This is a genomic window from Hydrogenophaga sp., assembly GCF_030651625.1.
In the GTDB taxonomy this organism is placed as follows: domain Bacteria; phylum Pseudomonadota; class Gammaproteobacteria; order Burkholderiales; family Burkholderiaceae_C; genus Hydrogenophaga.
In genome coordinates, this window is record NZ_JAUSCF010000009.1 from 16,719 (window position 1) to 29,432 (window position 12,714).

9 protein-coding genes are annotated in these 12,714 nt (G+C 63.4%); 4 read left to right on the forward strand and 5 right to left on the reverse strand.

Going from position 1 to position 12,714, the window contains the following annotated elements:
* Positions 1 to 20: 20 nt before the first annotated feature.
* Positions 21 to 1,682, forward strand: a complete 1,662-nt coding sequence (locus Q7V46_RS03600) for an aminotransferase class III-fold pyridoxal phosphate-dependent enzyme (RefSeq protein ID WP_304912142.1) — start codon at positions 21 to 23, stop codon at positions 1,680 to 1,682.
* 506 nt (positions 1,683 to 2,188) lie between these two features.
* On the opposite strand, the gene Q7V46_RS03605 is transcribed toward Q7V46_RS03600, so the two are convergent.
* Positions 2,189 to 2,794 (reverse strand): hypothetical protein, encoded by a 606-nt coding sequence (locus Q7V46_RS03605; protein WP_304912143.1) that lies wholly within the window; start codon positions 2,792 to 2,794, stop codon positions 2,189 to 2,191.
* A 173-nt stretch (positions 2,795 to 2,967) separates the two neighbouring features.
* Here Q7V46_RS03605 and Q7V46_RS03610 point away from each other — a divergent pair, with 173 nt between their 5' ends.
* Positions 2,968 to 4,206 (forward strand): glycosyltransferase family 1 protein, encoded by a 1,239-nt coding sequence (locus Q7V46_RS03610; protein WP_304912144.1) that lies wholly within the window; start codon positions 2,968 to 2,970, stop codon positions 4,204 to 4,206.
* A 202-nt stretch (positions 4,207 to 4,408) separates the two neighbouring features.
* Positions 4,409 to 6,649, forward strand: a complete 2,241-nt coding sequence (locus tag Q7V46_RS03615; protein ID WP_304912145.1) for a PhoX family phosphatase — start codon at positions 4,409 to 4,411, stop codon at positions 6,647 to 6,649.
* A gap of 177 nt (positions 6,650 to 6,826) precedes the next feature.
* On the opposite strand, the gene Q7V46_RS03620 is transcribed toward Q7V46_RS03615, so the two are convergent.
* Genes Q7V46_RS03620 through Q7V46_RS03635 form a run of 4 tightly spaced genes read right to left on the reverse strand, consistent with a single transcriptional unit; the run spans position 6,827 to position 9,773 of the window.
* Positions 6,827 to 7,579 (reverse strand): iron dicitrate transport regulator FecR, encoded by a 753-nt coding sequence (locus Q7V46_RS03620; RefSeq protein ID WP_304912146.1) that lies wholly within the window; start codon positions 7,577 to 7,579, stop codon positions 6,827 to 6,829.
* A complete protein-coding gene (locus tag Q7V46_RS03625; protein WP_304912147.1) occupies positions 7,576 to 8,385 on the reverse strand; it encodes a BPSS1780 family membrane protein in 810 nt (269 codons plus the stop codon). The genes Q7V46_RS03620 and Q7V46_RS03625 overlap by 4 nt, the downstream gene beginning before the upstream one ends.
* Before the next feature lie 21 nt (positions 8,386 to 8,406).
* The gene (locus tag Q7V46_RS03630) at positions 8,407 to 9,420 is read right to left on the reverse strand and encodes a homoserine kinase (protein WP_304912148.1); all 1,014 of its coding nucleotides are present in this window, start codon (positions 9,418 to 9,420) and stop codon (positions 8,407 to 8,409) included.
* A 14-nt stretch (positions 9,421 to 9,434) separates the two neighbouring features.
* Complete coding sequence (locus tag Q7V46_RS03635; RefSeq protein ID WP_304912149.1) at positions 9,435 to 9,773, reverse strand: hypothetical protein; 339 nt, start codon at positions 9,771 to 9,773, stop codon at positions 9,435 to 9,437.
* Positions 9,774 to 9,863: 90 nt separating this feature from the next.
* Here Q7V46_RS03635 and polA point away from each other — a divergent pair, with 90 nt between their 5' ends.
* On the forward strand, positions 9,864 to 12,695 hold the full coding sequence (gene polA / locus Q7V46_RS03640; protein WP_304912150.1) for a DNA polymerase I: 2,832 nt from the start codon (positions 9,864 to 9,866) through the stop codon (positions 12,693 to 12,695).
* Positions 12,696 to 12,714: the final 19 nt, after the last annotated feature.

Sequence of the window (12,714 nt, forward strand, 5' to 3'; positions counted from 1 at the left end):
AAATCGCGGAGTCATTGACCATGCCTGTTTTCTCCTATGTCCTGCCTGCGGGTGCCCTGATGCTGGCGCTGCCCGGCATCAAGCGGCGCATTGAGCTGTCGCGCGCCAAGCACCGATCGCTGGCCGGACATTCGCGCATGGCCAAGCGCCTCGCGCGCTGGTTGCCCGGCTATGCGTACGACGAGACACGTTTTTTCAACTGCGATGGCGCGCCCGATGCTGTCGCACAGCAACGACGCGAGGGGTTCGAAGCGCTGGAGCAAGGCTTTGCCCAGCGATACGCGAACAGCCTGGCCTTGACCGCACAGGCCCGTGAAGGACTGGCCGATCTGCAGTTCACCAGCGCGTACCGCGTGCCGTTCCAGTTCAGTCCTATAGCGAGCCAGCGGCTGCGGGTGGGCGCCTTCGTGCAGTCGGCCGAGGGGGTGAGGGTGACGGATCTCGACGGCAATCAACTGCTCGACCTCACCGGTTCTTACGGCGTGAATGTGTTCGGGGTGGACTTTTACAAGGCCTGTATGGCAGAAGGCGCTGCGCTGGCCGAACCTTTGGGCCCGGTGCTGGGGGCCTACCATCCTTGTGTGGCCGATGTCGTTTCGCGCCTGAAGGCGATCTCTGGCCAGGACCAGGTTTCGTTCCACATGTCGGGTACCGAAGCGGTGATGCAGGCAGTAAGACTCGCGCGGTACCACACGCGCAAGAAGCAGCTGGTGCGCTTCTGCGGCGCGTACCACGGCTGGTGGGAGGACGTGCAGCCCGGCCCCGGCAACCCGATGCCCCCGCGCGAAACCTACACCCTCAAGGACATGGACGAAAAAAGCCTGCAGGTGCTGCGCACGCGGCGCGACATCGCCTGCGTGCTGGTCAACCCCCTGCAGGCCCTGCACCCCAACCGCAATGCGCCAGGCGACTCCACGCTGGTCGATGGCAGCCGCACGGCGGCCTACGACCGTGTGGCCTACACCGCATGGCTGAAGAAGCTGCGTGAAGTGTGCACCGAGCGCGGCATCGTGCTGATCTTCGACGAGGTGTTTCTGGGCTTCCGGCTGGCCCCGGGCGGCGCTCAGGAATACTTCGGCGTGCGCGCCGACATGGTCACCTACGGCAAGACGCTGGCCGGTGGCTATCCGGTGGGTGTGGTCTGTGGCCAGCGCGAGCTGATGCAGCGCTACCGGCCCGAGCGCCCCGCCGATGTGTGCTTTGCAAGGGGCACATTCAATGCGCACCCCTACGTGATGGGTGGCATGTCGGCCTTTCTCAAGCACCTTGAGTCGCCTGCCATCCGCGCGTTGTACGAAGACCAGGATGCCAGGTGGGCTGCTCGTGCCCAGCGCTTCAACGAGACCATGCAGGCACACGGCCTGCCGGTGCGCGCGGCGAACATGCAAAGCGTCTGGACCCTGATGTACACCACCCCGGGGCGCTACCACTGGATGTACCAGTACTACCTGCGCTGGCATGGCATTGCCCTGAGCTGGGTGGGCACGGGACGGCTGATTTTCGGCCTGCATTTCACCGACGCCGATTTCGACGAGGTGCTGCAGCGTTTTGTGGCCGCTGGAAAAGACATGCAGGCCCATGGCTGGTGGTGGCAGGGCGGCCAGACCCACCGGTCGATTCGCAAGAGCGTGTTCCGTGAAATGCTGGCGGTGCGCTTTGGGCGCCAGCAGAATAAGACCTGAATTGGGGCGACCCCTTGCCGCAACTACCGCGGGTCCCCACCCCAGCCCTCCCCCAGCGGGGGAGGGAGTGAAGGCCCGCTTGTCCAAGGGGTAGTCCGCTCCCGTTCCCGTTCCCCGCCGTGTGGCCGGGCTGAGCAGCGCAGGGGCGCTCGGGAAAAGGGGCGCGCATGTTTGAGCCGAAGGCGAGTTTGCGCGCACCCCGAGCGAACCGAGCAGCGCAAGGAAGCCCGCAGGGCCCCGGACTTCGGCTCGCCTTTCTTTGGCCTACGTTTCTTTGGCGAAGCAAAGAAAGGAAGGTCGGCCGCCGGGCCGAGACCCGGCCATGCCAAGCGTCCAGAAAGCAAAAATTTTGACGAACCCAGCTCCTCACTCCAATGTTCTCTGTTGAGGGGCGAGGGAGCGATGGCATGCTCGCTGGAGTGGCAGTCCGATGCTGCTCACGCCTTCCGCACTTCCACATCTGTGTGCATACGGTAGGCCGCAACGACGCAGGGGGTCGCCAAGCTTCAGTGGCGTTGACCAACACCTGGATCGATCAGCTGGCCACGCAGCAGGTACAGCGGTGCCTTGTGGTAGAGCTTGATGTCATGGAACGGGTCGGTCAGGATTTTGGTCATCCACACCAGACCGGTCTGCACGTCCTGCAGGAAAAACAGGTGAACAGTTCGAAACAGCAGGCCGCCCACGCCGAGCGCAAGCCACAGCGTGCCCACTTGCCGGATGAACGCTTCGGCATCGGCAGGCGGCTCGAACAGGCCGAACACGCTAGGCGCCAGCCACACCAGCAGCGGCGTGCCGGCCCAAAGCGCCATCAACACCACCTTACGCCGCAGGTTGTAGCCCACCTTGATCTCTTCCTTGTGTTCGTGTGTGGCCTGGTTCACCACGTCGTAGCCCTTGGGCTCGAAGAAGAAATGGCCGGCTTGACGGCTGGTCATGGACACCAGCCAGGCAATCAGCGCGGCGAGCACCGGATCGGTCCAGAGCAGCGCATAGGCGACCACGAAGCTGATCGCGCTGATGAGGTGCAGCGTCTGGTTGATGCGGCTGTGGTGGTAGTAGCGGTGATCGTCCCAGCGCTGGACTTCGAGGGTGCGCAAAAAGTCTTTCACTTCGTCTCCTGAGAGGAATGGAACCAGAGTTATCGGCCAAAGGCCACCAGCAATCGTCTTCGGCTTGCGTGAAAACCCCGTGACAAAACGGTCTTGTCACCGGACTGGCACAAGGCGGCCACAAAACAGGCGTTTGTCATCAGTTTGTTGCGCAGCGCCGGGAAGATCGCGGCATGCAAGAAGTGGCTTCACAGCACATCGTGGTGCAGGACTTTCCCGCAGGGCGCCCATCGTTGCGCCTGTCCGTCGTGACCGAAACCTGGCCACCCGAGGTCAATGGGGTGGCGTTGACATTGGCCCGGCTGGTGAACGGTCTGTGTGCTCGCAACCACCAGGTGCAGCTGGTGAGGCCCCGGCAGACTGGTCTGGATCTGGCACAGAGCGACATCGGTTTCGAGGAAGTGCTGATGCGCGGCATGCCCATTCCTCGCTACCCGCAGCTCAAGATGGGCCTGCCTGCGAAGAAGGCGTTGCTGTCGGCCTGGGCTGTTCACCGGCCCGATCTGGTGCACATCGCCACCGAAGGGCCGTTGGGGTGGTCGGCGCTGCAGGCGGCCCTGCGCCTGCGCCTGCCGGTGTCCACCGACTTTCGCACCAACTTCCACGCCTACAGCCAGCACTATGGCGTGGGCTGGCTGCGCAAGCCCATCGTGGCCTATCTGCGCAAATTCCACAACCTCAGCCACTGCACCATGGTGCCCACGCGCGCCTTGTGCGCCGAACTGCTCAGCAATGGTTTCCAGAATTTGCGGGTGGTGGCCCGCGGGGTGGACACCGCGCTGTTTCGGCCCGACCAGCGCAGCGAAGCCTTGCGCGGCCAGTGGGGGGCCAATGAACACAGTCTGGTGCTGCTGGTGGTGGGCCGGATCGCTGCCGAGAAGAACCTGGATGCAGCCACGGCTGCCTTTGATGCCATGCGAGCGCAGCATGTCGATGTCAAGCTGGTGTTCGTGGGCAGCGGTCCGCTGCAAGCGGCCCTGCAGCAGCGCTGCCCGGAAGCCATTTTTGCGGGCTCACGCAGTCATGGTGAACTGGCAGGCTTTTACGCGTCGGCCGATCTGTTGCTGTTCCCCAGTCTGACGGAAACCTTCGGCAACGTGACGCTGGAAGCGCTGGCCAGTGGCTTGCCGGTGCTGGCTTTCAACACAGCCGCAGCGTGCGACTGGGTGCTGCACGATCGCAGCGGCTGGCTGGTGGATGGCAATGAAACAGAAGCCTTTGCCGCACAGGCGGGCGAACTGGCCCGGCAGCCGCACCGTCTGAACGAGGCCAGGCTGCACGCGCGAACCCACGTGGCACAACTGGACTGGCACCAGATTGCGGTCCAGGTGGAAGGCGTGTTTCTGGAAACCATGGCCCGTCAAAGTGACCAGATTGACCTTCGCGGCGCTGAGCTCATCCGCGAACGATGAAGCGTGCAGCATGGCTGAATGACAGGTCAGGAGCCGGTGTTTTGCCGACCCTGGAGGATGTTCATGCTTTGAACCATCGCATGGCGTTGAACTTAATTCGAATTCATGCGCTTGTCATATGCAGGCGTGATTATTCGCACGCCAGCCGACGCATCCGGTTGGCGATCCGAATACTTAATTCCGACACTCCCAGGAGCCCCACATGTCTCACCCCGATGACGACGTCGTCTGCAACACTTCATCCAATCCACACTTCCAGGACATCATTGCAAGCACCTTGCAAAACCCTGCGCGCCGCAACCTGATCCGCGGCGGCATCGGTCTGGCCGCTTTGTCCACAGTGCCATTTCTGGCAGCTTGCGGTGGCGGTGACGAAGACGGCCCGCCCGGCGGCAAAGGCAAGGAAACCAACCTGGGCTTCAACTCGGTTGGCAAGAGTCTGCTCGACGATGTGGTTCTGCCAGCGGGCTACACCTACCAGGTGCTGCACGCCACCGGTGACCCGATCGATTCCAGCGTGCTGGCCTACAGCAACGCGGGCGCGGAGACCGACGACTGGTCACGCCGCATCGGCGATCACCACGATGGCATGGACATCTACTACATCGATCGCAAGGGCCGTTTCAGCACCAAGGAAACAGACCGTGCTGTGCTCTGTGTCAACCACGAGAGCTCGGCCGACGCGCATTTTTTCCACCCGCGCGGTCAGACGACGAACGGCGTGAATGGCAAGAAGTTCAGCCAGTTCGGTGGCTGGGATCTGGGTGTTCGCCCCGAGCTGGAAGTGCTCAAGGAAATCAACCACCACGGCATCTCCGTGGTCGAACTCACCAAGAAGGGCAACAGCTGGGGCTACAAGCTCAATTCCCTCTACAACCGTCGCGTGACCGCGCAGACGCCGATGAAGATCTCGGGTCCTGCCGCTCTTCAGGCGGACATCCAGGCTTTCATGGTCACGGCCTACGATCCGTCTGGCGCCACCAGCCGGGGCACCATCAACAACTGTGGTCACGGCAAGACGCCATGGGGCACCTACCTGGGGTGCGAAGAGAACTGGGCCTTCTACTTCCAGATGCCCAAAGGGTCCAATCCGATCGACGCCAAGCTCATCGCGTCGCGCGCGCGCTATGGCGTGGCCCGCACGCCCATCGCCGAAGCGGCCACATCTGCCACCTCACAAGGCTGGTACACCCCATCGGATACCGATGATCGATTCACGCGCTGGAATGTTTCTGCAGCGGCCGCCAGTGCCGCCGAAGACTTCCGCAACGAGCCCAACACCTTCGGCTACAACGTGGAAGTGGATCCGCTGGACCCGAACGCAACGCCGGTCAAGCGCGTTGCCATGGGCCGCTTTGCGCACGAAGGCGCGGTGTGCAGCATTCCCAAGCCAGGCAAGCCCCTGGCCTTCTACATGGGCTGTGATTCCCGCAACGAGTACATCTACAAGTTCGTGAGCGCGGCCAAGTGGACGCCTTCCGACGAGGGCCGTGGCCTGGCAGCTGGCGACAAGTACCTCAATGAGGGCCGTCTCTATGTGGCGAAGTTCAAAGAAGACGGCTCTGGCGAATGGATCGAGCTCAACATCAAGGACCCCCGTATCAGCGGCTACGCTGCCTACAGCTTCGTCAATCAGGCGGACGTGCTGGTCAACGTCCGGCACGCCGCCGACGCCGTCGGTGCCACCAAGATGGATCGCCCGGAGTGGGGTGCCGTGAATCCAAAGAATGGCGAGGTGTACTTCACGCTCACCAACAACTCGGCCGCCTTGCGCTCGCCCACCACGGTGGACGCCGCCAATCCCCGCTCTTATGAAGACCTCGACGGTCGCATGGGCACCGGCAACCCGAATGGCCACATCATCCGCTTCAAGGAAAAGGGCTCACAGGCAGAAGCCACTTCTTTCGGCTGGGACATCTTCCTGTTTGGCGCCGAAGAAGACGTGGGCGATGCCAACTTGTCCAAGCTCACCGAGAAGAACGCATTCTCGTCACCCGACGGCCTGTGGTTCAGCCCCGCCAGCGGGATCTGCTGGATCCAGACCGACGACGGCGCCATGACCGATGAATCCAACTGCATGATGCTGGCCGCCATTCCCGGTGAGGTGGGTGACGGCGGCCCTGTGATCGCCAACAACAAGGTGGGAACGATCACCGGTACGCAGAAGACCTTCATGGGTGCCTTGCTGGGTGAAGCGCGCCTGCGCCGATTCCTGGTCGGCCCCCGTGGGTGTGAGATCACGGGCGTGACCGAATCGCCCGACGGCAAGACCATGTTCGTGAACATCCAGCACCCAGGCGAAAACACGCCTGCCCTGGGCGTTGCAAGCGCCTTCGCTCTGGAAAGCGCATGGCCGGCGAACATGGGTTACGGAAAGGCCGGACGGCCCCGCTCGGCCACCATCGTGATCACCCGCAAAGACGGACGCGTGATCGGTCTCTGATGCATTGACAAGTTGACATGGAAGTTGAGCCCGGCACAGCGATGTGCCGGGTTTTTTTGCGTTGGCCGCTGCGAATGCGCGTTCGAATGAACCGGGATGGAGGGGCCCGTTGCGAATTCGATTGTTGCCGGTCGGCTGGGTCGCGATTCCGAACTTGCGACCCTTACCGCGGTTCCCTCAGCGGCGCATGGCCGGGTGCGCTTCAGGCGGCTGCTGGTCCATGTAACCCCGGCCGTCTTTCACACCGGTGCGTCCGGCGATCTGCCATGCGGTGCGCTGCCCGATCAGCCTGGCAAGAAACTCCAGCTCTTCGTCAGTGTGGTTGATCGCGTTGGCGGGGGTGAGAAAGCGGCCGTTTCTGGGTTCGACCTCGCCCCAGAACGACTGGTGGTAGCTGGCCTCGGACAGCGCCCGGTCGGCGCCTGAGGCCAGGTTCACGACCCCATAACAATTGCAGAAATAGGTGCGCCCGCCCTGATCGGCCATGATCTCTGTGTACACGCCCGTGCCCCGAATGCCGGCCGTGAGCGTCGGGGTGACGATGGCGCGACTGCGGCTGCGACCAAACGCGCTCACCACCGCACCGTTGAGCAGGCGCAGCAGGCTCACCGTGTTGATGGTGCTGCCCCGTTCCACCGTGAGGCGCGAATTCTGCCGCACATGGAACGCCGCATTGCCGATCACGAACACCAGGCGCGACGCGGGTCCGGTGAGGATCTCGTCGCCGGTCTGTACCGTTTGCTGCGGCAGCATGCGCCGACCGTTGAGCACGATGTCGCCCACGAAGTCGACCACATTGCTGCGCTGTTGCGCCATAGCCGCAGGCAGGCCGCCCATGGCCAACCAGGCCGCTGCCGCCTTGAGCGTGTCTCGGCGGTGGAACCAGAGCAATTCGGCCTCACTGCGGCCCTGCAAGATGTGTTGTGTCATGCGTCATCTCCGGTGGTGGGAGCAGGCAGGGTGGGGCTGTCTTCGGTGACAAAGCTGTCCCGGAAAGTGAAGAAGATGGACGTGTGGAACATCGAAGCGATGAAGAGTCCTGCGGGGTAGACCACGAGGCCCAGCGCCTGGGAACCTCCGAGCACGGTGGCCAGCAGGCCCATCACGAGCACCAGCATGAACATCACGCCCACCCAGCCCATCATGTACAGCACGAAGGCGCCTTTGTTGCCCCAGCAGGCCATGAAACTGAAGAACAGACTTTTGACCGGACTCACGCCGTGCCAGTGCACCAGCGCCGGCGCGTGCCAGAAGGCCATCACCGTGGGCAGATAGAGCACCAGCCCGAACCAGAAGCCGGGGTTGTTGAAGATGGCCTGAATCGCCATTTCCGGTGTGACCTGAGCGCCTTCCTGGAGCTCTGCCGGGGCTGACGCGCTGCCCACCAGGCCCGCAAACGCCACCACCAGCAACAGGGCGGCCGCGTACATGCCACCCAGGATCAGCATGGGCTGCGCCTTGGTTGCGCCCGAGCGGAAGGCGGTGACCAGCGTGGTCGGCATCGGAAACCGCCCGTTCAGCGCTTCCCGGCTGGCGGCCATGAGACCCAGTGTGGCGGCCGGCACCAGCACCAGCGAAATGGCGGTGCCGACGACCGGAATGACCGACAGCACCGACACCACGGCCATGAACATGAAAAACAGACCGGTCATGGCCAGCGGCTGGCGGAAGAAGGTCTGGATGCCGAGCTTGACCCAGGCGAAGCCGGTGTTGGCAGGAACAATGCGAAGTTTCATGGGTGGGTGGGGTCAGCGGCTTCAGGCCGCCGCACAGGCTTCCTGGCGGGATGTCAGCACGGACGGGGTGCCCGCTTGTTGTATGCGCGTGCGCAGCACACGCTCGAAGTGTCTCGGGTCGTGGGCCTGCAGCATGGCGGCTTCCCGTGGCAGATGCAGATCCCACAGACGGGAAATCCAGAACCGGAACGCCCCGGCACGCAGCAGGGCCGGCAGCAATTGCCGTTCGGGCGTTGTGAGCGGGCGCACCGATTGGTAGGCCGCCAGCATCGCATGTGCACGCGCCGGGTCGTGCGCACCGTCACCGCTGTCTGTGCTGTGCTGTACGCACCAGTCGTTGAGGCACACCGCCAGGTCGAACAGGAAGGTGTCACAACCGGCGAAGTAGAAGTCGAACAGCCCTGTGAGCTCGCCGTCTTCAAACATGACGTTGTCGCGAAAAAGATCGGCGTGAATGGGGCCGCGCGGCAAGGCGCTGTAGGCGGGCATGGCCGCCACATGGCTCTGGTAGGCCAGCTCAGACCGGATCAGGCTGGCCTGCGAGGGATTCAGATAAGGCAGCACCACGGGCACGGTCTCGTTCCACCAGTGCAGGCCGCGCAGGTTGGGTTGCGTGAGCGGGAAGTCGCGCCCAGCCAGGTGCATGCGCGCCAGCATCTCACCCACCGCTTCACAGTGCACCACAGAGGGCTGCAGTTCGCTGTGACCGCGCAAGCGGTCCACCACCGCAGCCGGTTTGCCCTGGATCGTATGGAGGATTTCACCGCTGGCGGTGGCGGCCGGATCGGGCACAGGAATGCCTTTGCCCGCCAGGTGTTTCATCAGGTGAAGGTAGAAGGGCAGTTGCTCGAACCCCAGTCGTTCAAACACGGTCAGCACGTGCTGCAGCGTCGCGCCATTGCGTTCGCTGGTGACGAAATAGTTGGTGTTCTCAATGCCGCCCTTGATGCCCTGCAGATCGGTCAGGTCGCCCAGATTCAGGGCGTGCAACAAGGCAGCGGCTTCGGCAAACGCCACTTCGGTGTAAACGGCCATGAAAACAGCCCGCTTCAGAAACTCAGGATGCGCCAGCTGCTACGCCCGGCGGTGCCGGTGCGTTGACCCGCCGCATCGCCCCTGGACGATGGCACGCCCTGTTCGGTGGTGATCTGGTAGGCGGGCGCACCGTTCTTGGGCTGCACCTCGATGCTCTTGGTCTGCCCACCCACGCGCAACTCGTCGATGCGGGACAGGCTGTCTTCGTGGGTGATGCGCTCGATGCGGTCGGCCGCCTGCGCGGGTTGCGCCGCTGTGGGCGCTGGTTCGGGCACGGGCGCCTGCTGTGCGGTGGCAGACAGCACGGGCGCAAGGGCCAGGGCAAGCATCAGGGGGCGGATTTGGGCGTTCATGCCACATTGTAGGCAGGCTGGGGTGGCGTGAGCGCACCGGGGCTACTTCCCACGCCGGGAGGTCTGGCCGATTTCCTCCACAATCGCGCCATGTCAGACGCCCAATCCCCCGCTCCCACCCTGCTGCTGGTCGACGGTTCCAGCTACCTCTACCGCGCATTCTTTGCCGGTGGTGAAGCCATGAGCACCACGCTGCCGGACGGAACGGAGCAAAAGACAGGTGCCATCCGCATTCTGATCAACATGATGCAGAAGTTGCTCAAGGACCACCCTGCCATGTACGGCGCCTGTGTGTTCGACGCCAAAGGCCCGACCTTTCGGGACGCCATCTACCCCGAATACAAGGCCCAGCGCAGCCCCATGCCGGACGACCTGCGTAGCCAGATCGCCCCCATCCACGAGGTGGTGCGCCTGATGGGCTGGCCGGTGCTGGACGTGCCGGGCGTGGAGGCCGACGACGTGATCGGCACCCTGGCCGTCACTGCGGCGCAGCAGGGTATGAAGGTGATCATCTCCAGCGGCGACAAGGACCTCGCTCAATTGGTGAACGAGCACATCGCCATCATCGACACCATGAGCGGAAAAGTCCGCGATCTGGCCGGTGTGGAGGCCGAGTTCGGCGTGCCCGCCCGCTTGATGCTGGACTACCAGATGCTCGTGGGCGACCCGATTGACAACGTGCCCGGGGTACAGGGCGTGGGGCCCAAGACCGCAGTGAAACTGCTACAGGAATACGGCTCGGTGGACACCCTGATGGCGCAGGCCGACCAGATCAAGGGGTCCGTGGGCGAGAAGCTGCGTAAGGCCTTGGACTGGCTGCCCACCGGGCGCCAGCTGCTGACCATCAAGACCGACTGCGACCTCAACGGCTGGGTGCCCGACCTGCCTGCACTCGACGCCATTCGCATGGGCCAGCCGCAAAGTGAACCGCTCAAGGCGTTCTACGAAACCTACGGCTTCAAGGGCCTGGCCAAGGCGCTGGGTGGCGACGAGCGCCCATCGCCGCTGTCTCGCAATTCTGGGGAGAGGGCCGGGGTGAGGGGCTCGCCCACCAACGACCTTTTCAGCGAAGCCGACCGCACCGAAGCCGGCGAAGCATCCGCCACCACTTCGAGCAGCCCTCTTGCCTACGACACCATCCTCACTTGGGGGCTCTTTGACACCTGGCTGTCCAAGATCGAAGCTGCCGAGCTCGTGGCGGTGGACACCGAGACCACCTCGCTCGACGAAATGCGCGCCGAGATCGTGGGCATCAGCTTCAGCGTGAAGCCAGGTGAGGCTGCCTACATTCCGCTGCGCCACGCGGGCCCGGATGCACCCGAGCAACTGCCGTTTGACGAAGTGCTCGCGAAACTCAAGCCCTGGCTGGAAAATCCGGTCAAACAAAAACTCGGCCAGCACATCAAGTACGACCGCCACGTGTTCGCCAACCACGGTATCGAAGTGCAAGGCTATGTGCACGACACCATGCTGCAAAGCTACGTGCTCGAAGTGCACAAGCCGCACGGTCTGGCCAGCCTGGCGGAGCGCCACCTGGGCCGCAAGGGCATCGGCTACGAAGATCTGTGCGGCAAAGGCGCGCACCAGATTCCGTTTGCCCAGGTGGATGTGCCCAAGGCCGCAGCGTATTCGTGCGAAGACAGCGATCAGACGCTGGACGTGCACCTGGTACTTTGGCCACAACTGCAGGCCAATGACAAACTGAAGTTCATCTACGAACTCGAAATCGCCAGCAGCGAAGCGCTTTACCGAATCGAACGCAACGGGGTGCTGATCGACGCACCCACGCTGGCCAGGCAGAGTCACGAACTGGGCTCCCGCATCCACGCTCTGGAGCAGCAGGCCTACGAGATTGCCGGCCAACCGTTCAACCTCAGCAGTCCCAAGCAACTGGGCGAAATTTTCTTTGACAAGCTGGGCCTGCCCGTCATCAAGAAGACCGTCACCGGCGCGCGCAGCACCGACGAAGAAGTGCTGGAAAAGCTGGCCGAGGACTACCCGCTGCCCGCCAAGATCCTGGAACACCGAAGTCTCTCGAAACTCAAGGGGACCTACACCGACAAGCTGGCGCAACTGGCGCATCCCAAAACCGGCCGCGTGCACACCCACTACGCGCAAGCGGTGGCCGTGACCGGGCGGCTTTCCAGCAACGACCCCAATCTGCAGAACATTCCCATCCGCACGCCCGAGGGCCGCAAGGTGCGAGAAGCTTTCGTGGCCCCCGCCGGCAGCGTGATCGCCAGTGCCGACTACTCGCAGATCGAGCTGCGCATCATGGCCCACATCAGTGGCGACGCGGCCCTGCTCAAAGCCTTCCACGAAGGTGTGGACGTGCACCGCGCCACCGCCGCCGAAGTGTTTGGCCTGCAGCCCGAGCAGGTCAGCAGCGAGCAGCGCCGCTACGCCAAGGTCATCAACTTCGGCCTCATTTACGGCATGGGTACCTTTGGTCTGGCCAAGGCGCTGGGCATCGAGAACGCGGCGGCCAAGACCTACATCGACCGCTACTTCGCGCGCTTTGCCGGCGTCAAGCAATACATGGACGAAACCCGCGCCCTGGCCAAGACCCAGGGCTATGTGGAAACCGTGTTCGGCCGCAGGCTGGTGCTGCCAGACATCCAGAACGCCAAGGGCGCGAAGCAGGCAGCGCTGGAACGCCAGGCCATCAACGCCCCCATGCAAGGCACGGCGGCCGACCTGATCAAGCTGGCCATGGTCGCGGTGCAGAAGGCGCTGGACGCCGACCAGCGCGGCACGAAGATGATCATGCAGGTGCACGACGAACTGGTGTTCGAAGTCCCCGAGAGTGAGGTGGAATGGCTCAAGACAGACATACCCAAGCTCATGGCGGGCGTTGCCGAACTCAAAGTGCCGTTGCTGGCCGAAGTGGGTGTCGGTCCCAACTGGGACCAGGCGCACTGAGTGGCGGGACCGAGAAGAT

What these genes read in the sequence shown, in the direction of transcription:
- Q7V46_RS03615 (WP_304912145.1), top strand. Translation starts at nt 4,409, where the DNA reads ATGTCTCACCCCGATGACGACGTCGTCTGCAACACTTCATCCAATCCA.
- polA (WP_304912150.1), top strand. Translation starts at nt 9,864, where the DNA reads ATGTCAGACGCCCAATCCCCCGCTCCCACCCTGCTGCTGGTCGACGGT.
- Q7V46_RS03620 (WP_304912146.1), bottom strand. Translation starts at nt 7,579, where the DNA reads ATGACACAACACATCTTGCAGGGCCGCAGTGAGGCCGAATTGCTCTGG.
- Q7V46_RS03610 (WP_304912144.1), top strand. Translation starts at nt 2,968, where the DNA reads ATGCAAGAAGTGGCTTCACAGCACATCGTGGTGCAGGACTTTCCCGCA.
- Q7V46_RS03630 (WP_304912148.1), bottom strand. Translation starts at nt 9,420, where the DNA reads ATGGCCGTTTACACCGAAGTGGCGTTTGCCGAAGCCGCTGCCTTGTTG.
- Q7V46_RS03600 (WP_304912142.1), top strand. Translation starts at nt 21, where the DNA reads ATGCCTGTTTTCTCCTATGTCCTGCCTGCGGGTGCCCTGATGCTGGCG.
- Q7V46_RS03625 (WP_304912147.1), bottom strand. Translation starts at nt 8,385, where the DNA reads ATGAAACTTCGCATTGTTCCTGCCAACACCGGCTTCGCCTGGGTCAAG.
- Q7V46_RS03635 (WP_304912149.1), bottom strand. Translation starts at nt 9,773, where the DNA reads ATGAACGCCCAAATCCGCCCCCTGATGCTTGCCCTGGCCCTTGCGCCC.